This window comes from Gottfriedia sp. NPDC056225, assembly GCF_042267765.1.
GTDB lineage: Bacteria > Bacillota > Bacilli > Bacillales > Bacillaceae_G > Gottfriedia.
The window spans coordinates 1-21933 of the sequence record NZ_JBHJTJ010000043.1 but is presented as its reverse complement, the minus strand read 5'-3'; the positions used below and the strand labels follow the sequence as shown (position 1 = coordinate 21933).

Annotated in this window: 24 protein-coding genes; 18 read left to right on the top strand and 6 right to left on the bottom strand. The window is 30.8% G+C overall.

The window, feature by feature from the left end:
* Nucleotides 1-27 precede the first annotated feature (27 nt).
* Nucleotides 28-219 (bottom strand): helix-turn-helix domain-containing protein, encoded by a 192-nt coding sequence (locus ACFCYN_RS20405; RefSeq protein ID WP_375951385.1) that lies wholly within the window; start codon nt 217-219, stop codon nt 28-30.
* Nucleotides 220-360: 141 nt separating this feature from the next.
* Here ACFCYN_RS20405 and ACFCYN_RS20400 point away from each other — a divergent pair, with 141 nt between their 5' ends.
* From ACFCYN_RS20400 to ACFCYN_RS20385, 4 genes are all read left to right on the top strand, one after another.
* Nucleotides 361-729 (top strand): SulP family inorganic anion transporter, encoded by a 369-nt coding sequence (locus tag ACFCYN_RS20400; RefSeq protein WP_172444965.1) that lies wholly within the window; start codon nt 361-363, stop codon nt 727-729.
* A 1-nt stretch (nt 730) separates the two neighbouring features.
* The gene (locus ACFCYN_RS20395; protein WP_375951367.1) at nt 731-889 is read left to right on the top strand and encodes a hypothetical protein; all 159 of its coding nucleotides are present in this window, start codon (nt 731-733) and stop codon (nt 887-889) included.
* 273 nt (nt 890-1162) lie between these two features.
* Complete coding sequence (locus tag ACFCYN_RS20390; RefSeq protein ID WP_375951365.1) at nt 1163-1678, top strand: nucleotidyltransferase domain-containing protein; 516 nt, start codon at nt 1163-1165, stop codon at nt 1676-1678.
* A 27-nt stretch (nt 1679-1705) separates the two neighbouring features.
* The gene (locus tag ACFCYN_RS20385) at nt 1706-2089 is read left to right on the top strand and encodes a glyoxalase superfamily protein (RefSeq protein WP_172444962.1); all 384 of its coding nucleotides are present in this window, start codon (nt 1706-1708) and stop codon (nt 2087-2089) included.
* Nucleotides 2090-2166: 77 nt separating this feature from the next.
* Here the strand turns inward: ACFCYN_RS20385 and ACFCYN_RS20380 are convergent, their stop codons facing one another.
* Nucleotides 2167-2658 carry an FUSC family protein gene (locus ACFCYN_RS20380; RefSeq protein WP_375951363.1) on the bottom strand — a complete coding sequence of 164 codons (492 nt, stop codon included), beginning with the start codon at nt 2656-2658 and terminating at the stop codon, nt 2167-2169.
* 141 nt (nt 2659-2799) lie between these two features.
* Between ACFCYN_RS20380 and ACFCYN_RS20375 the strand changes: the two genes are divergently transcribed.
* Entirely contained in the window at nt 2800-3111 is a 312-nt protein-coding gene (locus ACFCYN_RS20375) for a hypothetical protein (RefSeq protein ID WP_172444960.1), read from the top strand.
* A gap of 172 nt (nt 3112-3283) precedes the next feature.
* On the opposite strand, the gene ACFCYN_RS20370 is transcribed toward ACFCYN_RS20375, so the two are convergent.
* A complete protein-coding gene (locus ACFCYN_RS20370) occupies nt 3284-4150 on the bottom strand; it encodes a metallophosphoesterase (RefSeq protein WP_375951361.1) in 867 nt (288 codons plus the stop codon).
* Nucleotides 4151-4322: 172 nt separating this feature from the next.
* On the opposite strand from ACFCYN_RS20370, the gene ACFCYN_RS20365 reads away from it, so the two are divergent.
* The 3 genes from ACFCYN_RS20365 (at nt 4323) to ACFCYN_RS20355 (ending at nt 8729) form a co-directional block, all read left to right on the top strand.
* Nucleotides 4323-4967, top strand: a complete 645-nt coding sequence (locus ACFCYN_RS20365) for a response regulator transcription factor (protein WP_172447628.1) — start codon at nt 4323-4325, stop codon at nt 4965-4967.
* Between the two features lie 131 nt (nt 4968-5098).
* Nucleotides 5099-6349, top strand: a complete 1251-nt coding sequence (locus tag ACFCYN_RS20360; RefSeq protein ID WP_375951360.1) for a sensor histidine kinase — start codon at nt 5099-5101, stop codon at nt 6347-6349.
* 82 nt (nt 6350-6431) lie between these two features.
* A complete protein-coding gene (locus ACFCYN_RS20355; protein WP_375951358.1) occupies nt 6432-8729 on the top strand; it encodes a glycoside hydrolase in 2298 nt (765 codons plus the stop codon).
* A gap of 194 nt (nt 8730-8923) precedes the next feature.
* On the opposite strand, the gene ACFCYN_RS20350 is transcribed toward ACFCYN_RS20355, so the two are convergent.
* The gene (locus ACFCYN_RS20350) at nt 8924-9259 is read right to left on the bottom strand and encodes a L,D-transpeptidase (protein ID WP_375951356.1); all 336 of its coding nucleotides are present in this window, start codon (nt 9257-9259) and stop codon (nt 8924-8926) included.
* A 232-nt stretch (nt 9260-9491) separates the two neighbouring features.
* On the opposite strand from ACFCYN_RS20350, the gene ACFCYN_RS20345 reads away from it, so the two are divergent.
* From ACFCYN_RS20345 to ACFCYN_RS20335, 3 genes are all read left to right on the top strand, one after another.
* Nucleotides 9492-10133 carry a glucosaminidase domain-containing protein gene (locus tag ACFCYN_RS20345; RefSeq protein WP_375951354.1) on the top strand — a complete coding sequence of 214 codons (642 nt, stop codon included), beginning with the start codon at nt 9492-9494 and terminating at the stop codon, nt 10131-10133.
* 124 nt (nt 10134-10257) lie between these two features.
* Nucleotides 10258-10674: a GNAT family N-acetyltransferase gene (locus tag ACFCYN_RS20340; RefSeq protein ID WP_375951353.1), complete on the top strand. Its 417-nt coding sequence runs from the start codon at nt 10258-10260 to the stop codon at nt 10672-10674.
* A gap of 289 nt (nt 10675-10963) precedes the next feature.
* Complete coding sequence (locus ACFCYN_RS20335) at nt 10964-11404, top strand: hypothetical protein (RefSeq protein ID WP_098119725.1); 441 nt, start codon at nt 10964-10966, stop codon at nt 11402-11404.
* Nucleotides 11405-11683: 279 nt separating this feature from the next.
* On the opposite strand, the gene ACFCYN_RS20330 is transcribed toward ACFCYN_RS20335, so the two are convergent.
* Together ACFCYN_RS20330 and lexA are read right to left on the bottom strand one after the other, a co-directional pair.
* Nucleotides 11684-12310 (bottom strand): GyrI-like domain-containing protein, encoded by a 627-nt coding sequence (locus ACFCYN_RS20330; RefSeq protein ID WP_375951351.1) that lies wholly within the window; start codon nt 12308-12310, stop codon nt 11684-11686.
* A gap of 114 nt (nt 12311-12424) precedes the next feature.
* Entirely contained in the window at nt 12425-13072 is a 648-nt protein-coding gene (lexA, locus tag ACFCYN_RS20325; protein ID WP_172444952.1) for a transcriptional repressor LexA, read from the bottom strand.
* Between the two features lie 142 nt (nt 13073-13214).
* On the opposite strand from lexA, the gene ACFCYN_RS20320 reads away from it, so the two are divergent.
* From ACFCYN_RS20320 to ACFCYN_RS20290, 7 genes are all read left to right on the top strand, one after another.
* Complete coding sequence (locus ACFCYN_RS20320) at nt 13215-13871, top strand: YneB family resolvase-like protein (protein WP_098119728.1); 657 nt, start codon at nt 13215-13217, stop codon at nt 13869-13871.
* 98 nt (nt 13872-13969) lie between these two features.
* Nucleotides 13970-14209, top strand: a complete 240-nt coding sequence (locus ACFCYN_RS20315) for a DUF896 domain-containing protein (RefSeq protein ID WP_098119729.1) — start codon at nt 13970-13972, stop codon at nt 14207-14209.
* 179 nt (nt 14210-14388) lie between these two features.
* A complete protein-coding gene (tkt, locus tag ACFCYN_RS20310) occupies nt 14389-16392 on the top strand; it encodes a transketolase (protein WP_172444951.1) in 2004 nt (667 codons plus the stop codon).
* Nucleotides 16393-16583: 191 nt separating this feature from the next.
* Nucleotides 16584-17021 carry a sporulation inhibitor of replication protein SirA gene (gene sirA, locus ACFCYN_RS20305; protein ID WP_172444950.1) on the top strand — a complete coding sequence of 146 codons (438 nt, stop codon included), beginning with the start codon at nt 16584-16586 and terminating at the stop codon, nt 17019-17021.
* Nucleotides 17022-17106: 85 nt separating this feature from the next.
* Nucleotides 17107-17322, top strand: coding sequence for a YneF family protein (locus ACFCYN_RS20300; protein ID WP_373604949.1), 216 nt, complete (start codon nt 17107-17109; stop codon nt 17320-17322).
* Nucleotides 17323-18181: 859 nt separating this feature from the next.
* A complete protein-coding gene (locus ACFCYN_RS20295; RefSeq protein WP_375951348.1) occupies nt 18182-19936 on the top strand; it encodes an ABC transporter transmembrane domain-containing protein in 1755 nt (584 codons plus the stop codon).
* Nucleotides 19933-21717, top strand: coding sequence for an ABC transporter ATP-binding protein (locus tag ACFCYN_RS20290; RefSeq protein WP_375951345.1), 1785 nt, complete (start codon nt 19933-19935; stop codon nt 21715-21717). The genes ACFCYN_RS20295 and ACFCYN_RS20290 overlap by 4 nt, the downstream gene beginning before the upstream one ends.
* Nucleotides 21718-21933 lie beyond the last annotated feature (216 nt).

Below are 21933 nucleotides of genomic sequence, written 5' to 3'. Positions count from 1 at the left end.
AAAAAATGACCTTAATCAAGGTCATTTTTAATTCTCCAAATAACGATATAACGTAGATTTACTGATTCCTGTTTCTTGTTTTATTTCTTCAAGCGTATATTTTTTGCTTTGATACATGACGATTGCACGCTTTACATTTTCACCTGGCTTTTTAGGTCTACCTGAAGTTACTCCTTTTTGTTTTGCCTCATATAATCCTTTTTTTGTATTTTCACTGATTAGATCACTTTGATAAGAAAGTAAATGATTGACGATATCAATAAAAGCGTAGCCAGCTTTAAGACTCGTATCAATTTTTTCTTTATATGACTGTCATTTTGTATTGCTGTTGTCATTTCATTTGTTGGAGGTCGTCCGGGGATGATTTCGGCAGCTACTGGAGCTATGGCTCTTGTGATGGTATCGATTAGTACATTTGATTGGTCATCTTTAAAAACATTTACAAAACTGCCAAAAACAGATGCAGCTGTTATGGCTGTAACAGTTGGGGCAGTAGTATCAACTCATAATTTAGTAATTGGTGTTATTATAGGTATTATATTAAGTGCAGTTTTCTTTGCAGCAAAAATCTCAAAAGTAAAAGTAACTACTCACCTTGAAGCAAATAAGCGAGTTTATAAAATAGAAGGTCAACTATTCTTTGCTTCAGTTACTGATTTTGTAGCAGCATTTAATTTTAAAGATGAAATGAAAACAGTAGCTGTTGACTTATCAAAGGCTCATATTTAGGATGATTGGTGTATCAGCAATTGATAAAATTGTGATTAAATTCCACGAAAATGATATAAAAACAAATATTATTGGTTTAAATCCCGCTAGTAAATCAATTGTCGATTCTATAGCTTTATTTAATAAACCAAGTGGAATAAGCGAAAATATTGGGCAATAAAAAATGGCTTCTTCATTTTTGAAGAAGCTTTTTGTTTGTATATATTTGGCTTCTTCGAAAAAATACTGTCATTTTATAAACCTCTAATTTGGCAGATTTCTAGAAAAAAATATTTTTTAGCGCGATTAATAATAAAGTGTTATCAAATTCTTTGTGTTAAAAGCTGTCTAGTCTAATACAGCTTATTTTTTGTGAAAAAACAGGTTAATGCTAGAAGGTAAGTAAGCTCGAAAGTAGAAACCTATAAATATGATTAAAAAAGGTGTGTTGAATATGAACTTTAGTTTAGTTAATAGTCAATTAAAGTTACTAAACGAAATTAATAGAATCTGTCTATCTCACAACTATAAAATATGGTTACGTGGAGGGTGGGCAATTGATTTTCTACTTGGAAAAGTTACTCGTGAACACTCAGATATTGATTTAGTAAGTTTAATTCAACATCGCGAAAACATTGAGAAGTCAATGGTGAATGCTGGTTTTGCGAAAAAACCAGTTAGTCTACTACAGACAGATTTTCAAAAGAACGATCTAGATGTAAGCTTTATATTTGTAAAAATTTCAAAAGAAGGTAAGGTCATTGCGAATGGTTTTCCAGACTGGGAATGGCACAAGGATTCTCTATCAGTACAAAAGTATCATTTAGAAGGGATCTCGATTGCTGTATTAAATCCACTTCAGTTACTTGAAGAAAAAAAGGTTTATGAAAAAGGCACTGGACGTAAACTTCGACCAAAAGATGTTGAAAGTATGAAAATTATTCAAGATATCATTGATTCAATAAACTAAATAATTTAAGAAAAGGTGATGTAATTAATGAGTACTTCAGAAATAACAATGAAAAGTCCTACACCAATCCTCCGTATTTTTGACGAAGAAAAAGCAAAAGAATTTTATTTATCATTTTTAGAGTTTGGAGTAGATTGGGAGCATCGATTTGAAGATGATTTTCCTTTGTATATGCAAATATCATTTAACAATTGTATAATACATCTTTCTGAGCATCATGGAGATTGCAGTCCTGGGGCTGCGATTAGAATTGAGGTAGGAAACTTAGACGTATATCACTCGAAACTTTTATCGAAGAAATACAAATATGCACGTCCGGGTATCGAAACAACACCTTGGAATACTCGCGAGGTATGCGTAGGAGATCCATTCGGTAATAGGATTGTGTTTTTCGAAAACATAAAAGAATAGAGAGAATAAACCTTATAAATAAAGAGGATTGGCTTAGAGATTTATCTAGCAAATCCTCCTTATGAACTCGGTTTGCACTATTTCACTGTCTTTTTTCTCGAGGTTAGTGATGACCAAATGAACTGTATTAAACTAGCAACTAGCACACCAACAAGCGTATCTCTCATTCGATCCATTGCATAATGATCAGATTTGTGTTCAAATGCAAACACAAATAGTATTGTTAGAGCAATCTGGTGAAGTACTTTATTGTCTAATTTTAAGAATTTAGCAACATACGTACCAATTAAAATTAATAGCCCTAAATTCAATCCAGTAACTTTTAAATGACTAGCAACTAATACTGTAACTATAATTCCAATCATTGTTCCAATAACACGTTTAAAGGATAAACTCACTGTTTTGTCCATTGTCGTTTGAATAGTAAGAATTAGAGAAACTGGACCTAAATAAGGATGTTCGGAACCGAAAAATTTTGAAATTTCCCACGCTAATGTTGAACCAATCGATAATTTCCAAATTAGAGATGTTAAATTATCAACTGGGTTCTGTGATTTTACTTCTTCCATATACACCAAGCCTACTCCATTTTTCTTTATTTTCTGCTCAAAAAACTTCCTTTATTTATGATCTTGAAAAGTATAAATTAAATTTTTAATACTTATAATACTGTTTAGTTATAAAACAATATTTAGAAATGGGTTGAAGAAATGATAACCGTTTTATTTGAGTATAAGTTTGAAAAAAAATACTTAGAGGATTTTAAATCAAGATTAAAAAAATCTGCATCTTTAAAATTTCATTCAGAGCCATCAAATATTGGAATGAATTTTTTGCAAAGAGAAGATGAACAATTTTATTACATTAATTTATTTATTAAATATAGAAGTATTGAAGAATATGAAGAAAGGACAAAGTTTGAAAGAAGCCAAGATGAATGGAATGAAACTTGGTTTAGTGAAGACATTACACATGAACTATTGTCAGTGACAATTTGGACGGATTTTAGTCCAATGTCTTAACTTGGAATATAAGTTAAGACAAAATCTATGTGAACTTGGCTTAATGAAAGAACACATGGGCTTAAATCTTACTAATAATTGAGTAGTTATTGGCAAAATCGGCTCAAATTTAACAAATAACATAAATCGATAAATAAAACCCGCAAGGATCTAATTAACCTTGCGGGTATCATCATTTATTCGTTAATGTAAAAACAGTTAGTTCGGGAACACTAAAAAATCTAAATGGAATTCTCGTAGTACCAATACCACGATTTACATATAATGACATCGGTTTTACGTGATCCTTTAATTCATATAGTCCTTCAGTATAAATGTTTGCAAGCGGAGGGGTATAGATTGCCTCATGAAAAGGTAGTTTTACTTGACCTCCGTGGCTATGACCAGAGAGCTGTAAGTCGATTGGATATTCTTTCAGTCGGTCTGCTACATCAGGTTCATGAACGAGTAATAGATTGAATGCATTTTTATCTACATCTTTAAATGCTTCGGTTGGATTTGGTCTTCCTAAAAGATAGTCATCTAAACCGATAATATTCATTTCACTATTCTTTAGTTTGATCTTCACATGGTTATTTTCTAAAACTGTAAAGCCAGAATTAACGAATACTGCTGAAGATATTTTCTTTCCTGCCCCGCCAACGTCGTGATTACCAAATATTGCATATTTCCCATATTTAGCTTTTAATTGTTGAAGGATGGATGGAATTTGATCGATCTTATTGTAGATTGAACTATTATCAATTAAATCACCTGTAAACACAATTATGTCCGGTTTTTGTTTATTAATTTGATTCACTACATTTTTTAATTGCTTTAATGAAAAATGATCTCCTAAATGGCTATCACTGAATTGGACAATTTTCAGTCCCTCCATTGATTTTGAAACGGATTTAGACGTAATACTAATTTGATTTAAATCTAACATTTTAGGTTCAATACTTTTTGAATAACTGTATATCATGATTGGGAAAATTAATAATATTAGGATAAAAACTATTAATCTTCTAATTAGTTTTCTAAATAGGATATATTTCATGTTAGTTAACCTACCTTTTGTTAATTTATAGATACTACATAAATCGCAAATAAAATGAATAGTGCGCTGACTAATATTTCAATAGTTCTCATGTTTTCACTCCTCGAAAGAAGTTTAGGCTCTTTTTGTTACACGAACGTGACAAAAAATATAAAAGTATGGGGGAATTAAAATCAATATATTAATTGCTGATGATGAAAAAGATATGTTAAAAATTTTGCAAGCCTATTTTAAGAAGGAAGGATATAATGTTTTTCTAGCAGAAGACGGTGAACAAGCTATTGAGTTATTTTATAAAGAGAAAATTGATCTAGCTATTCTTGATTGGATGATGCCTCTTAGTAGTGGGTTAACTGTATGTAAAGAAATTAAACGAAATAGTGATACAAAAGTGTTAATGCTGACAGCAAAGAGTGAAGACGAGGACGAATTACAAGCATTAAAAATAGGTGCTGATGATTATGTAAGGAAACCGTTCCATCCTGGGATCTTAATTACTAGAGCAAAAAAGTTATTGAAAGAAGAAAATCACATCGTAATAGGCAATTTAAAGGTAGATTTTAAAGGGAAAATCGTTTTTAAAAACGATGAAAATTTAAATTTAACTAAGAAAGAAATAGATTTATTAAGCTGCTTAGTTCGAAATCGTGGCAACATATTATCACGCGAGGATTTATTAGTGAATGTATGGGGGATCGATTATGATGGTGATGATCGAACTGTTGACACTCATATAAGGAGATTAAGAGAAAAAATAGGAGAAGATCTTATTCAAACACATCGAGGTTTAGGATATAGTCTAATAAAAGAAATATGAATCGATTAGGAAGAAAAATATCGATTACGATTACAATCTGTATTCTCTTTGTTTTTATTTTTTATCTAATTATCAATTCCTACTTATTACCAAAGTATTACTTATATCAAATGAAAACTAGGTTGCATAATTTGACTAATGAAATAGATCAAGTGTCGACGGCTAAATTTAAACAAGCAATTAGCAAATTTGAACAAAAAAATAATGTTACGATCGTTTATGAACCAATACAATCTGATTTGGATCAATTTAATGGATTAGTAAGAGACAAACTAAATCAAAAAAGAGTAACACTAAATAAGTTTTGGGTCACGGATGAAACTTTAAATCAAGTTAAAAGTGGTAAAAGAATTAGTAAAATTTATGATCAAGGTAAATTAAAATCGAGTTTTCTAGTCGACTTTATTCAAAAAGATAATTTATTTATCGTAGTTGGTGTTTCAATTGTTTATTTAAGTGATGCTGTTCAAATCGTAAATAAATTTACCATTTATATAATGATTTCATTAATAATACTGCTGATTTTAATGGTCTGGATTTGGTCAAAAAAAATAACTGATCCTTTAAAAGAATTAAAAGATATTTCCAAAGAAATTGCTCAGTTGGAATTTAAAAAAGCTACTATTTCGACGAATGATGAAATCGAAGAACTAGCAAGAAGTATTAATGAAATGAGTGACAAGTTGAGACTTGCACATGAAGATTTAAATCAACGAAATGCAAACTTGAAAACGTTCATATCAGATATTTCTCATGAACTCAAAACGCCGTTAGCTTTAATAAAAGCTTATTCTGCAGGAATTAAAGACGGAATTGACGATGGTACGTATGTAGATACAATTATTAAACAAACAGATCAAATCAACCGATTAATTGATAAGTTATTAGAGTTATCAAGAATTGAAAGAGAAGTTTTGCAACTTGAACGAATCGATTTAATCCTATTGATAAATCAGTGCTTAGAAAGCTATGAAATAGAATTGATGCAAAATAGGATTGAAATAAAAATTAACCAAAATGGAATACGAAAGCTATTCATTGAAGCCGATCGTGATCAGATTGAGAAAGTCGTTACTAATCTAATTAGTAATGCGATTAAATACACAAAAAGTCCGGAAGTTTATATTGAGTATCAAGAAAATAATGAGGAATTTATATTCATAATAGAAAATGAGACAAATCTAAATCATTCCACTCAAGTCGAAAAAATCTGGGAACCATTTTACGTAATGGAGCCTTCTCGGAATAAACATTTTTCTGGAACAGGTTTAGGATTAGCAATTGTACAGTCGATCTTAAATCGTCATAGGTTTCAACATGAAGTTAGATTAATTGATGGGAAAATACAATTTATCATTCATTTTCCAAAGCCCTTACAATAACGTAAGGGTTTTTAATTTTGTCCGTGGTTGTAACATTCGTGTCACAAAGCACCATTATGCTTACAACTAAGGAGGGAATGAAATGAAAAAAATAGTTATTTTATTTTGTACAAGTATTTTAATAATGAGCACTTTTTCAGGTTGTCAAAAAGAAAATAAAAAGTCTAAAATTGTTTCAACGTATAAGCCAAATGATTTTACTTTTGATGTTAATCCAGAAACGTTTGAACTTTTCGTAGAGAAGGATGGAGTAAAGGAAAGTGCGTCAAGTCCAATGAAGAAAGAGGAAGTTACAAAACTAGTTAAATCCAAGCAGTCAGTTTCATGGAGTTATCCAGATCAACAGATTGATGTTGCGATTAAAAAGAAGGAGAATTACTTAGATGTAACACTTAAGTCAAATGGTGCAAAGAGTTTTGAGTGGCCAAAGGTCAGTGCTAAAAGCTATATTATGCCTTTTGGAGAAGGGAAGTTGATTCCAAGTAATGATGAGAATTGGAAAAAGTTTTTATCTAATGAGGAGCTTTCATTCGCTGAAAGTTTTTCAATGAGATTTTTCACTCTAAATAAGAGCAAGTATTCGATTACTTACATTGCTAAAAATATGTTCAATAATAAAGTAATGTTTAAGTCGGCACCTTCAATTAATTTTGCATTTGAACATGAATTCCCTTCGATTAATCCGGATAAAACGTATGGTTTTCGTATTTATGTAACAGATCAAAATATTGTTTATATAGCAGAAGTTTACAAGGATTATATAGTTGAAAAAGGTGAATTTAAAACTCTAAACGAAAAAAGTAAAGAGAACCAAAATATTAAAAAGCTATTTGGTGCACCACATATTTATTTATGGAATAGTGAAGCAATTACTAGTGAAAACATAAAATGGAATTTACTTCAAAAGAAATTAAATGGTCCTTTCTTCGACTGGACTAAGGCATTAATAAAGGATTATGCTCCAGAAGAATTTAATGAATATAGTAATGTATTAAATGATGCCAAAAAACAATCTTATCTTGATAATTATCAAAAAAACAATATCATTAATGCTTTAAATAGTGTCTTAAAATTAACCCAATTATATAAAGAATCAATTTTTCCAAAGTTAGATGATGAATCAAATAAATTAGTTAAAAGGGGTATTAAGAACTTAAGTGAACAAGAACTTTATTCTTTAAATAAGCATCTTTTAAAAATTTCTTTAGGGGATTCAATCGATCCGATTAATCAGTGGGCAAAAAAAGATTCGATCGATTTAGTAAATGATTTATATCACGCAGGTATTAAGAAAGCTTGGATTGGACTTCCTAATTGGGCGAATGGTTTAATGAATCCAAAAATGGTAAAACAAGCAAATGAACTAGGTTATTTAATTGGACCTTATGATTCCTATCATTCAATTCAAAAGGATGCATCGATTGATTGGAACACTGCGTCATTTCAAGATAAAAATCTATATGAAAATGCTACGATTACAAATAGAATGGGCGAAAAAATTAAAGGATTTTTAGGAAGAGGTAGAAAGCTAAATCCAACATTATCATTACCAAGTGTTAAACAACGAGTTGACGGGATATTACAAAACGATATCGACTTCAATACTTGGTTTATTGACTGTGATGCGACAGGTGAAATTTATGATGATTACACGACTGCTCATCCAACAACACAAAAACAAGATTTAGCTGCACGATTAAATCGAATGAATTATATTGCAACGAAAAAGCACATGGTGGTTGGATCTGAAGGTGGAAACGACTTTGCAAGTAAAACGATTGCATTTGCCCATGGGATTGAAACACCTGTTATTCAGTGGAGTGATCCAGATATGAGAACGAATAAACAAAGTAAATATTATGTTGGAGGGTATTGGTCTTCTACAAACAGTATACCAGATAGATATAGTAAGCAAGTACCGATTAAACAAATTTATAAGGATGTTTATTTAAATCCAGTTTATACATTGCCGATGTACAAATTAGTTTATAACAATTCAGTTATAACAACTCACCATTGGGAATTTGGTAGTTTAAAAATAACAGATGAAGTAGAAAATCGCATGCTTTACGAATTGCTTTATAATGTTCCACCTCTTTATCATCTTGACTCGATGGAATGGACTAAAAATAAAGAGAAGTTAACGAACTATTTAAAAATATGGTCGCCGTTTCATGAAAAAGCTGTTCAAAAAGAAATGACAGATTTTAAAATCCTCTCTAATAATCGCTTAGTTCAATCAACAACATTCGGAAAAAATCTCAAAGTTATTGTTAATTTTTCGGATGAAAATTTCAAGTACCGTAATGAGACTATTTCATCAAAGACAGCGGTAATTTATGATGGAAATAAGAAGATTGTTTTTAATCCTTATAACTAAATATGGAGGTCTCGTAACATAATTTAAAACACTATAAATCTGCAAGAAAATCAGTATTCTTGTGATTTGTAGTGTTTTTTTAGTTTACAGACATTTTCTGAAAGTTTAAATGAAATTTAGAGTTTTTCATATTAAGAATATTTATCAGTTTAATTGATTAATCAACAAGTATTACTTCTACTAAACTCACTAAATTATTTACGAATTAGTACTCCTGTACCGATTGAAACCATTGAAGACAATTCAAGAACATCTTCATTGTACATTCGTACACAGCCATGTGAAACAAAGTGACCAATTGAAGCGGGATTATTAGTTCCATGAATACCGTAATGTGGGGCTGATAATCCCATCCATAGCACTCCAAAAGGTCCACCAGGATTTGGATCTTTATTTATAATTGTATATGTTCCAGTTGGGGTTGGAGTTAGCATCTTTCCTACACCGATTGGATAAGTTTTAATTAGTTTATTACCATCGAAAAGTTTAAGTTGCCGGTTTGAAGTAGAAATATCAATCCAATTAGTCAAATTCATCAGCTCCGTTTTACACATTGTATGTAGGGATTAAAATAGATGTTAAATTTATATGGAATGGAAACTCTTGCGAGGGTTTGTATACTCGAAACATACGAAAATGAATACCATACTATTTAAATTTTTACTAATAATAAATTTCTTATAATCTACCAATGTTTATATCAAGATCGAATTTATTGAATACACTATAGTACAAGCTTTCTAAGGAGAGGATCAATCGATAGTGTCTAATACTGTTAAATATTTTCAACTTGCTCAAGAAGTTTCAAAGAGAATTGGTTGGTTAACTGAGGTAATTTATACTCAATGGCAAGTAGAAACAGCACATTTTACTTCTAATAATTTTAAGAAGAATAATAATATTGCAGGCCAAACCTGGTATTCCGGTTTACCAATTAGTATGAGAGGAACTGCTAGACCTAAGAGTGAAGGTGGATATTATATAAAATATGATGATCCAGTTCAGGGTTATGTCGATTTTATATTAAGTAATCCGCGATATAGTAAAGTCAAAACATTCAAAACTGCGGATGAACAGTTTAAAGCAATTGCTGATGCAGGCTGGGCAGCGGACCCAAATTATGCAGATTTGCTCATTTCCGTAAATAATGCAAATATAAAAAATGGTTTATATAAAAAGATTATGCAAATAGAATCGAATCCGTATAAGGGTATCTTAAAAAAAGGGTCGAGAGGGGTACGAGTTAAAAAGGTACAAGAAAAAATAGGAGTGAAAGTGGATGGGATATTTGGAATCCTAACTGAAAAAGCCGTTAAAGAGTTTCAAAGTAAAAACGGTTTAGTAGTAGATGGAATTGTTGGAGTAAAAACATGGAGCAAACTTTTCAATCCATCGAATATATAAAGTGATTAGTAGTTTATAAATTGACCTTGTATTCATATAATACAGGTCATATTTTTTAGTTACTTATTTAAAGGTAAAAGCAATGATTTAAGTGAATAGTAATCTTATGGAAGGATGAGATTTTGTGGAAATTAGAAAAGCTGTATTAGATGATTACGAATCAATTGTATTTATAGATTCACAAGTAATTGGAAGTCGAAAAAGGGAAAATGAAATACATAATTCAATTGAAGAAAATAGATGTATAGTTTGTGAGATAAATAAAAGTATAGGTGGATTTTTAATTTTTCATAGGTTTTTCTTCGGTCATCTATTTATTGATTTGATCATTGTTTCACCAAGAATGAGAAGGTTAGGTATTGCTCGGAATCTTATGAAATATATAGAAAGAATCGGCGAAAGAAAAGTTTTTTCTTCAACTAATCAATCAAATAGTTTAATGCAAAATGTGCTTTATTCTTTAGGTTATATAGAAAGTGGAACTATTGAAAACTTAGATGAAGGGGATCCCGAAATTGTCTTTGTGGAAGTGATACACTAGTTTTTTCCAATTAAACTATGTAAAAGCTCATAAAAACCCTATTACTCAAATAGGATATGAATAATAGTTTTAATCTTTTAATAATTAATTTAGAAAAGTGTGACATATTTACTAGTTCGATTAATGGAAGTGTAAATCAAATTACCTAAATATGTGTTTTATTAATTACTTTAGTCTAATTTGTTTAAAAATTTTTAAATACCTTCTTCCTGTTATTCTATTTACCTATGTTATATGAATAGAAATAATATATAAATGCTCCAATTATATCAGTACAAGGAGTGGAAATATGGATTTTAAAAGGGAGTTTATACTAAGAACAAAAGCAATTTATAAAGAAACTGTTACAGAAAATATGGCCTATAATAAGATGTGCGAGAAGTTTGAATCATATTTTGTTGATTTAAAGGAGTCTTTGAAAAAGGAAATCGAGGTTTCAAATGGTGAATTTGATATAATGATCGATAAAAACAATGTGATTGAAGTTTTGTTAAATCAAAGAGAGTTACAAATCGTTATTGAAGATACTGAAGTAGTAGTTACTATTAAATACTTCGATGAATTGCAAAATGAACAGGTAGAAAGTAAGATTGATATAATTGAGTATGATAGTGGGGCATATAAGAGTCAAGTATTTCAATCTCCAATTACTAGAAATATTATCGATAATTATTTAGCAATCGCTTTTAGAGATGATTTAGAAAAGACTTTTGAAAGTTATAGTGAATGATTGATTTAATAAAAAATATTGAACCTTAAAATGAAGAGCATGGAATATCCAGGCTCTTTATTCTGTTGTGAATGAAAGATGAAACGACCAATTACTAGAGATTGATGGAATATAGTTGCTAAAACATATTATCATGTAAAATTATTAATAAATCTAATCTTCAAAACACGATATCTTTAAAATCAATTACATGTGCATAATGTAATTGATCACTATAGATTTTTTATATTTCAACCATTTTGAAGAGTTTGTTTTTGCAAGTCTATTATTATTTCTAGACTAAAGTTCTTCTACTTGAAACCTTAATACAGTTTTTAATTTTTCAGGTTGAGTTTTTCTTGCATCAGAAATATAGATTTCTTTATGTGTTTTTTGAACTCTTTGTAAACCATTCTCCATGCAAAACTCTTCCATTTGTTTAAAAGTTCGTGGTTCATCGTCGTAGCTTCCGATATGCATCATTTGAACACATGAACCTTCTGTAAGCGATTCAAATTTAATGTTTTCTAGTAGTGGATTTTTCTTTTTTTGTTTTAGTTGATCTAAGACAATATAAGTTAAATCGTCTGTTACAAAGTCAGGTTGTCTGATCATTAATTTATATAGAAGACGATCTTTATTTAAATAGTCAAGCTTTCTACCTTCTTCATCTAAGTCCCAAACTCCTTCGAGCGGGAAAACAGTATAATCAAAGTATCCTTCTGGAACAATTCCCTTTTTAGGCAACATTTTAATTGCATATGCTAATGAATAAAGTGCTTCTACATTAACTTTAAATAATTCATTATTTGGATTACCTTGTCCTGCAATCGTTATGTAGTTAAATGAAGGTAAATTAATTTTAGATGGCTCACTTTTAGGTAGATAAATTTCTTTTAAACTTTTTCTCCATTCAAATTTACTCACTAAAAAAACTCCCTTATTGATTTGGTTGTGTGATGTTGCTTCTACAATTTAAAACAATTCTTATAAAAATAAAAAGCAATCACATAAAAATGTCATTGCTTTTAAAAGTTTTCATTAATGATATGTACGGTAAACACCAATTACTTTTCCTAAAATTGATACTTGTTTTAATAGGATTGGATATAGTGCGTCATTTTCAGGTTGAAGTCTGAAATGGTCAGTTTCTTTATAAAAACGTTTAACAGTTGCTTCACTATCTTCTGTCATTGCTACAACAATTTCTCCGTTTTCAGCAGTAAATTGTTTTTTAACTATTACTAGATCATCATTCAAAATACCTGCATTAATCATACTATCTCCTTCTACACGTAACATAAACACTTGTTCGTTAGATGGAGCGACAGATGTAGGTAATGGAAAGTATTCTTCTACGTTTTCTACAGCAGTAATTGGAATACCTGCAGTAACCTTACCAATCACAGGGATGTTAATAATATCGTTATACACTTCACTGTATGGAGCTTGTGATTCATTGACAACAGTAGTTGCATCGCCTAGAATCTCAATCGCACGCGGTTTTGTAGGGTCTCTGCGAATAAATCCTTTTTGTTCTAGTCTTTCTAAGTGTCCATGTACTGTAGAACTTGAAGCTAATCCAACAGCCTCAGCAATCTCCCGAACTGATGGTGGATAACCTTTAATTTTTACTTCATCTTTAATATAAGCTAGTATCTCTGCTTGCCTTTTAGATAATTTGTTCATCCTATATTTCCCCCTTGCTATATAAAGTAGATAATACGTTCCTCTTTATTTTTTTCATTATATCATGATAGGATATGATATACAAACGTTAGTTCTATTTTTTATTAAAGTAGTTTTCATGTTCGTATGGAGGGAACAGTTAATGAATGCAATAATTTATGCAAGAGTAAGTACTGCCAAGGATTCGCAAGAGACATCGTTACATAGACAAATAAGTGAACTAACCGAATTAGCAAACAGGATGGGAATGTGTATTCTAGATTCAATTAGTGAACAAGCAAGTGGATATGAAGTAGAACGAGATGGTTTATATCAGTTATTCCAAGTTATAAAGGAAAATCAGGTAGATGCTCTACTTATACAAGATGAAACTAGACTAGGTCGAGGGCATGCTCGAATTGCGTTATTACACTATTTAAAGAAAGAAAATATAAGATTATTTACATCCTCTCATAATGGACAATTTCAATTAAGTGAAAGTGATGAAATGGTTTTAGAAATTTTAAGTGTTGTAGAGGAATATCAGCGGAAAATTCATAATATGAAAATAAAAAGAGGTATGAGAAAGGCGGTTGAAAACGGATACAAGCCTCAAAAAAACTTAATCGGCAGTGTAAATGCGGGTGGAAGAGATAAGTTAGAATTACCAATATTAGAAATTGTAAGATTACGCCAAAATGAACTTACTTTTGAAGAAATAGCAGCTACCCTAAGAGGTTTTGGTTATAACGTTTCAAAGGCAACAGTTAATAGAAGATATAATGAACATATGAAAGAAAACTCCAATATTGAAAGCTAAAGCAATTTATTGTAAGATGAGATACATTGAAATGATTTTAGCTACTTTGTCTATATAGAACAATGAATAGATAAGATTTAAATAAAGGAGAGGTTGAAATGGTTACTAAAAAAACTTTAGATAGAATAAATGAATTATCAAAAAAGTCAAAAGAAGTAGGATTAAATCCTGAAGAGAAAATCGAACAAGATCAATTGAGAAAAGAATATTTAGCAGATTTCCGATCTCGTATGGTCGATGAATTAACTTCGATTAAAATTGTCGATGAAAAAGGAAATGACATAACACCTGCAAAGTTAAAATATGAAAAAGCGATGCGTAAAAGAAATTTACATTAAAATAAATTAATATTTCATATTTAAGTAAATGATAACTATTGAAAGCAGAAGAAATTTCTGCTTTTTTCTATTTCTTGGAAAGAATTCCTTAAAAATGTCAAAACTAAGTGTTAGTTATTGTAATAAATCATGGTAAATTATATGATAATATTTGTGAATAAGCTAAAGGAGCGAAATTTATGACTACCAATATTGAACAATTAGCAATTAATACGATTCGTACTTTATCAATTGATGCAATCGAGAAATCAAATTCTGGTCACCCAGGAATGCCAATGGGTGCTGCACCAATGGCGTATGCATTGTTTGCAAAATTCATGAATCATAATCCTAAAAATGCAAAATGGTTTAATAGAGACCGATTTGTATTATCAGCAGGTCACGGTTCAATGTTACTGTATAGCATGCTACATTTATCAGGTTATGAAGTATCTATTGAAGATATTAAGAACTTCCGTCAATGGGGAAGCAACACTCCAGGACATCCTGAATACGGACACACACATGGCGTTGAAGCAACAACAGGTCCATTAGGACAAGGTATTGCTATGGCAGTCGGTATGGCTTTAGCAGAGCGTCATTTAGCTGATACATATAACAAAGAAGACTTAAATGTAGTTGATCACTTTACATATTCAATTTGTGGTGATGGCGATTTAATGGAAGGTGTTTCTGCAGAAGCAGCATCATTAGCAGGACATTTACAATTAGGACGTTTAGTAGTTCTTTATGATTCGAATGATATTTCATTAGATGGAGAATTAAATCGTTCTTTCTCAGAAAGCGTTGAAGACCGTTTTAAAGCGTACGGCTGGCAAGTTATTCGTGTTGAAGATGGTAATAACCTAGATGAAATTTCTGCAGCTGTTCAAAAAGCTCAAGAAGAATTATCGAAACCAACATTAATTGAAGTAAAAACAACAATTGGTTATGGATCTCCAAACAAATCAGGAAAATCAAAATCACACGGTGAGCCACTAGGTAAAGAAGAGACAATTTTAACAAAACAAGCATATGCTTGGGGTTATGAAGATGCTTTCTATGTACCAGAAGAAGTTTATGCTCACTATAATAAAGTGATCGTTGAAGCTGGTGCAAAAAAAGAAGCAGAATGGAATGCTACTTTTGCTAAATACGAAGAAAAATACCCTGAATTAGCAACTCAATTAAAAAATGCGATTGAAGGTAATATTACTGTAGATTTAGAATCAACATTACCAAAATATGAAGTCGGTAAAAAGATTGCTACGCGTTCATCTTCAGGTGAAGCGATTAATGCAATTGCTAATGTTTTACCAAGTTTCTTTGGAGGATCTGCAGATTTAGCTGGATCAAACAAAACTTATATGAATGGTAAAGGTGACTTCACGAGAGAAAGCTACGACGGACGTAATATTTGGTTCGGTGTACGTGAATTTGCAATGGGTGCTGCATTAAATGGTATGGCTCTTCACGGAGGCGTGCATGCATTTGGAGCAACGTTCTTTGTATTCTCTGATTACTTGAAACCTGCAATTCGTTTAGCTGCTCTTATGAATTTACCAGTTACTTATGTATTTACACATGATAGCATCGCAGTTGGCGAAGACGGCCCTACACATGAGCCAGTTGAGCAATTAGCTGCATTCAGATCAATGCCAAATATTAATGTAATTCGTCCTGCAGATGGTAATGAAAGCTCTGCAGCTTGGAAAGTAGCTGTTGAAGCTAAAGATGCACCAACAATGTTAGTTCTATCTCGTCAAGATTTACCAACTCTAGAAGGCACTACAACTGATATTTATAATAAAGTTTCAAAAGGTGCTTATGTTGTTTCACCTGCAAAACAAGATAAAATTGATGTTGTACTAATTGCAGCAGGTAGTGAAGTGCAGTTAGCAGTTGGAGCTCAAGAAAAATTAGCTTCTGAAGGAATCTCTGCTTCAGTTGTTTCAATGCCTTCAATGGACTTATTTGAAAAGCAATCTGAAGAATATAAACAATCAGTATTACCAAAAGAAGTTACAAAACGTGTAGCAGTGGAAATGGGCTCTTCATTCGGATGGCATAAATATGTTGGATTCGATGGAGAAGTTATTTCAATCGATACTTTCGGTGCATCTGCTCCTGGTAACTTATTAATGGAAAAATTCGGATTTACTGTAGATCATGTAGTATCTGCAGCAAAAAAAGTATTACAATAAAAGACTGAAAAAGGGATAAAAGGAAAAGAAAGTTAAAATCTTTTCCTTTTTCCTAAAATTTTTTCTATATAATGCTTTTTTAAATACTTTTCGACAAAACTAGTTGGTTTTCACTCCTTTAAAGTGACAAATATTTTGTAAGGAATTATATATAATCTTCCATACAGATAGTTGTTGGGAGTGGACAAGATATGAGAGAGTATAAAATTTTTTTAATTCGAGAACCACTGTCTATAGAATTTTATGGTAAAGAGCATAAAATATATCAACTAGTATATGAGTATTATTATTCAACCTTTGAACTAAGGAAAATAATCGAAAAACAATTAGAATATATTACAGAACCAATTCCTTTATTTGAGCTACACACATTTATTCGCAAAATTAATCCAGAGCAGATCTACCTATATGAAGAGACTGGAGAATATCTTCTTGAACTTACTGATGGTGCAAAGGCTCAGCTAAAAATATATCCTAACGAACTGATATTGTATGCAGATGGAACACTTGAGGCTGAAACAATCTTTTTTGAGTTGTTAAGAAAATTCCGTTCAACATTTATAGCGATTGATGTAAAGGATCAGCGATTTGGCTGGCTTAAACCGATTGCCTATCAAAAGTATATTTAACGATTAAATTGCAGAATGCTCTTGTATTAACTGGTTAGTTTTAGTAAAATTGTTTCTAGATGATTTTAAGGAGGAAGCAATAAGTATGTGGTATTATTATGTTCTAGTCGGAGTTCTAGCATTAATTGCTGGTGTTGCGATTGGATTTTTCATAGCTCGTCAGTACACAATGAACTATTTAAAGAAAAATCCACCAATTAACGAACAAATGTTAAAAGTAATGATGGCTCAAATGGGACAAAAACCTTCACAAAAGAAAATTAACCAAATGATGAAGGCTATGAACAACCAAACAAAATAATAAATCTTTCTTAGATTTATTGAATGTATAGAAATAATTGCAAGACACAATATATATGAAAATCACTCAAATGTGAATCATTCATAAAGAATGTGAAATCACTTACTTCATACAATAATCTACAAAAATGAAACCACTTTCTATTGTCAATTGAAAGTGGTTTTTACTATGTAGAAAATTTTAAAACATAAATATAAGCCTCCAAAAATTACAGGAGGCTTTACTAACAACAAGTTAATGTATTCTAATATCGAACTATACCATCCTAATTGTTTGTTTTAAGTTATCAATGTTATCCTTTATTTTTTTATTTAAATTGAGTAATAAATTATCCTCTTTAGAACGTTTTGGTAAGGTACCAGAAGGCTTATTTGTTAAAAAGGGGCTCTTTTGCTTTTTATCTCTCATTAAGTATCACATCCCCAAACAGAATCATTAATAGATATAGTAACAGAAATACGATGACAGGGATAAGGATTTTTTTCTTAGGGTTTAGCCCGAATTTTTTTTGATTCCACTTGATTATCTTCCATATTTCACCTTCATAAGTGAATTTTACCATATATAATTGTGGGTTTAATGCATTGTTAATTCAATTTTTTGTCAATTTATTTAATTTTAGTAGATATGTATACAAAAACAATTTCATTTTCATATTTTAAAAATTAAATTTTATGAAAAAGTACAACTTCATCTTTGCAATAGTTATTAAAATACAGTTAAAGTTGCCTGAATTTAACAACCAGCATAATTAAGCAAATTATTAAAAAATATTAAAACTTTATGCTATAATGGACACTGTGTTTTGAGTTTTCGAAATATTTTAAAATTATTTTATCAGCATTGCGGGGGTGAAGGAATGTCGGTTTTTAAAGATTTGTTATGGTTTTTTAAGCAGGAAAAAAGAAGCTATTTATGGGGAATATCACTATTAGTCGTCGTTGCAATTTTAGAGCTACTACCTCCGAAGGTTATTGGTTATGTAATTGATGAAATGGTTAAGAACTCACTTAATAGTAAAAACTTACTATTTTGGGTAAGTTTAATATTTATTAATGGGTTACTTCTTTATGCATTTCGTTATTGGTGGAGAAGATTAATATTTGGTTCTTCTTTAAAATTAGCTAGACAACTTAGAGACGATCTATATAATCATTTTTCTAAAATGTCTCCTTCTTTTTATCAGAAAAATAGAATAGGAGATTTAATGGCTCATGCAACGAACGATGTACAAGCAGTGCGTGAGACAGCTGGTGCAGGTATCTTAACTTTTGTTGATTCCATTATTTTAGGTGGTTCAGTACTAATTATGATGGCAGTTTCTATTAGCTGGAAATTAACGCTTATAAGTCTATTACCACTACCAGTTATGGCTATATTGACGCAGTATTATGGTAAATTATTACATCAACGCTTTCATTTAGCCCAAGAGTCATTTTCTGAATTAAATAATAAGGTTCAAGAAAGTATGAGCGGTTTAAAAGTTATAAGAAGCTTAGGACAAACGAAGGAAGATGTAAGTGCGTTTAAAGATCAAGCAGATTTAGTCGTAAAATATAATATGAGAGTTGCTAGAATTGATGCACTATTTGATCCAACGATCATGTTGGTTGTTTCGATTTGTTATATTATTGCCGTTGTTTATGGATCTAGATTAGTTATTTCTGATGCGATAACTGTCGGGCAATTAATTACTTTTGTAACTTATTTAGGAATATTAATTTGGCCAATGCTAGCAATTGGTTGGTTATTCAATATTGTTGAAAGAGGTCGCGCTTCATATGACCGAATTCGTTCTTTATTAAGTGTCGAACCAGAAATTAAAAATAAAGAAAAAGTATTAGAAAAGCTTTCGATGGGTGAAATAACTTATTCAATTGATTCATTTAAGTTTAATGATGAATCAAATTTTGAATTAAGGGATATTTATTTTAATGTTCAAGAAGGTCAAACGATCGGAATAGTTGGTAAAACCGGTCAAGGCAAAACAACTCTATTAAAACTACTATTGAGAGAATATGAAGTTGCTAACGGGGGGATTTCTGTAGGTGACATAGATATAAAAGATACAACTTTATTTTCTCTTAGATCACATATTGGCTATGTGCCACAAGAGCATTTCTTATTTTCAACATCGGTAAAAGAAAATATTGCGTTTAGTCAAATTGATTCTTCAATTGAAACAGTTTATAAAGCTGCCGAAATTGCAAATATACATGCCGATATTTTGGAATTTCCATTAGGGTACGACACGATCGTTGGAGAAAGAGGAGTATCTTTATCAGGTGGTCAAAAGCAAAGAATTTCAATCGCTAGGTCATTAATTAAAAATCCTAATATTTTAATTTTAGATGATTGTTTATCGGCCGTAGATGCAAAGACAGAAGAAAAAATATTACGCTCATTAAAGGATGAAAGAAGTGGAAAAACAACATTTATTACTTCGCATCGAATGAGTGCTGTCATGCACAGTGATTTAATCATTGTTATAGATGAAGGAAGAATTATTCAACGAGGAATGCATGAAGAGTTAGTTCAAATTGATGGTTGGTACAAAGAAATGTTCGAAAGACAACAACTAGAAGAACTAGTAGAGCAAGGAGGGAGAAAATGAATCCGGAAATCGAAATCGACGCTAAAAGGCAGAAAAAAGATTTAATTCGCCTTCTTTCATTTCTAAAAAAATATAAAGTTTTACTAACATTTGCATTTATTTTCTTATTCCTTGCAACAGCATGTGAAATGTATGGTCCAATTTTAGTTAAAAGATTCCTAGATGATCATTTAATGAAAAGGTATTTTCCTAAAGATATAATCGTCAAGTTGTTTACGCTGTATGTTGTAATAACGGTCGGTAAAATCATTTTATCTTATTTACAGTTATTAATGTTTCAACAAATTGCTTTTAAAGTTGTTCAAGATATAAGAATGAAAGTTTATGAGCATGTACACTCGTTAGCTTTTTCATTTTTTGATAAAACGCCAATCGGAAGTATTGTTTCTAGAATTACGAATGACACAGAAGCAATCAAAGATTTCTACGTTAGTGTTTTAGCAACCTTCATCCAGCAAATTGTCTTCTTAGTAGGGATCATTATTGCAATGTACTCATTAGATGTTAAATTAGCAACGATTTGTGTTGGATTAGTTGTAGTTGTTTATTTTATCATCCTTACTTATCGAAAAAAGAGTTTCCCATTTTTCATGGAAACTCGAGGACAGTTAAGTAATCTAAATGCTAAATTAAATGAGCACTTACAAGGTATGTCGATCATTCAAGCATTTAATCAACAAAAGAGATTACAAAATGAATTTGAAGGCGTTAATAAGTCTCATTATAATGCTGGAGTTAAAACAATACGTTTAGATTCATTGTTTTTACGACCTGCAACAGATTTAATTTATACAATTGGTATTATGTTTGTACTAAGCTTCTTTGGAGTTACATCATTTAGTAATCCAGTTGAAATTGGTACTGTATATGCGTTCGTTAGTTATTTAGAAAGATTTTTTGAACCAATAACTCAAATGATGATGAAATTATCTTTATTACAACAAGCTGTAGTATCATCATCAAGGGTATTTGATTTAATGGATGAAGAACAAAAAGCACCTACAAAAGGAGGTACCGAATTACCGAAAGTAAGTGAAGGAAGTATTGATTTTAAAAATGTTTCATTCGCATATGACGGAGTACACAATGTAATCCATGATATATCGTTTTCAGTTAAACCGGGTCAATCTGTCGCATTTGTTGGTCATACAGGTAGTGGTAAGTCTACAATTATGAATTTATTATTACGTTTTTACGATGTAAAAGACGGAGAAATTCGGATCGATGAACAAAATCTATCAACCTTTGAAGAAAGTGAATTACGAACTAACATCGGATTAGTTTTACAAGACCCTTATTTATTCGTAGGAGATATAAAAGGTAATATCTCAATGTATAACGATAAAATTACAGAAAAAGAAATTAAAGATGCATCTGAATTAGTAAGAGCGAATGAGTTTATTGAAAAACTGCCTAATGGATATAATGAACCAGTTGTGGAAAGAGGTTCTACATTATCAAGTGGTCAGCGTCAATTGATTACATTTGCAAGGACGATTGCTGCAAAACCTACAATTCTAATTTTGGATGAAGCAACGGCGAATATTGATAGTGAAACAGAAGAAGCAATTCAAGATGCCTTAACCGAAATGAGAAAAGGTAGAACTACTGTTATAATTGCACATCGATTATCAACTATTCAAGACGTTGATTGCATTTATGTTTTGCATAAAGGAAAAATCGTTGAAGAAGGCAACCATCAGCAACTTCTTGCAAAACAAGGATTGTACTATAATATGTATTTATTACAAAATAAAGGGTCACTTTTGTTGGCTGAGTAAAAAAAGTAGCTAGATTTTTCTAGCTACTTTTTAATTTGATATAAGTTTCATGAGGATATTAGTAAAAATTAATTCATTATTAATAGATTCATAAAGTAGAGATACAAGCAGGAATCATCTTTGGATAATTTTTAGTACATAAAATTATTCTAGTAGCTATTAATAGATTTAAGTTTTAGCGTGCTCTTATAAAGAATAAATTGATTAATCGTAGAA

Coding starts and splice junctions, on each gene's coding strand:
- ACFCYN_RS20370 (WP_375951361.1), bottom strand. CDS start 4,150: ATGAAATATATCCTATTTAGAAAACTAATTAGAAGATTAATAGTTTTT.
- ACFCYN_RS20300 (WP_373604949.1), top strand. CDS start 17,107: ATGTGGTATTATTATGTTCTAGTCGGAGTTCTAGCATTAATTGCTGGT.
- ACFCYN_RS20380 (WP_375951363.1), bottom strand. CDS start 2,658: ATGGAAGAAGTAAAATCACAGAACCCAGTTGATAATTTAACATCTCTA.
- ACFCYN_RS20295 (WP_375951348.1), top strand. CDS start 18,182: ATGTCGGTTTTTAAAGATTTGTTATGGTTTTTTAAGCAGGAAAAAAGA.
- tkt (WP_172444951.1), top strand. CDS start 14,389: ATGACTACCAATATTGAACAATTAGCAATTAATACGATTCGTACTTTA.
- ACFCYN_RS20375 (WP_172444960.1), top strand. CDS start 2,800: ATGATAACCGTTTTATTTGAGTATAAGTTTGAAAAAAAATACTTAGAG.
- ACFCYN_RS20335 (WP_098119725.1), top strand. CDS start 10,964: ATGGATTTTAAAAGGGAGTTTATACTAAGAACAAAAGCAATTTATAAA.
- ACFCYN_RS20355 (WP_375951358.1), top strand. CDS start 6,432: ATGAAAAAAATAGTTATTTTATTTTGTACAAGTATTTTAATAATGAGC.
- ACFCYN_RS20320 (WP_098119728.1), top strand. CDS start 13,215: ATGAATGCAATAATTTATGCAAGAGTAAGTACTGCCAAGGATTCGCAA.
- sirA (WP_172444950.1), top strand. CDS start 16,584: ATGAGAGAGTATAAAATTTTTTTAATTCGAGAACCACTGTCTATAGAA.
- lexA (WP_172444952.1), bottom strand. CDS start 13,072: ATGAACAAATTATCTAAAAGGCAAGCAGAGATACTAGCTTATATTAAA.
- ACFCYN_RS20290 (WP_375951345.1), top strand. CDS start 19,933: ATGAATCCGGAAATCGAAATCGACGCTAAAAGGCAGAAAAAAGATTTA.
- ACFCYN_RS20315 (WP_098119729.1), top strand. CDS start 13,970: ATGGTTACTAAAAAAACTTTAGATAGAATAAATGAATTATCAAAAAAG.
- ACFCYN_RS20385 (WP_172444962.1), top strand. CDS start 1,706: ATGAGTACTTCAGAAATAACAATGAAAAGTCCTACACCAATCCTCCGT.
- ACFCYN_RS20395 (WP_375951367.1), top strand. CDS start 731: ATGATTGGTGTATCAGCAATTGATAAAATTGTGATTAAATTCCACGAA.
- ACFCYN_RS20400 (WP_172444965.1), top strand. CDS start 361: ATGATTTCGGCAGCTACTGGAGCTATGGCTCTTGTGATGGTATCGATT.
- ACFCYN_RS20390 (WP_375951365.1), top strand. CDS start 1,163: ATGAACTTTAGTTTAGTTAATAGTCAATTAAAGTTACTAAACGAAATT.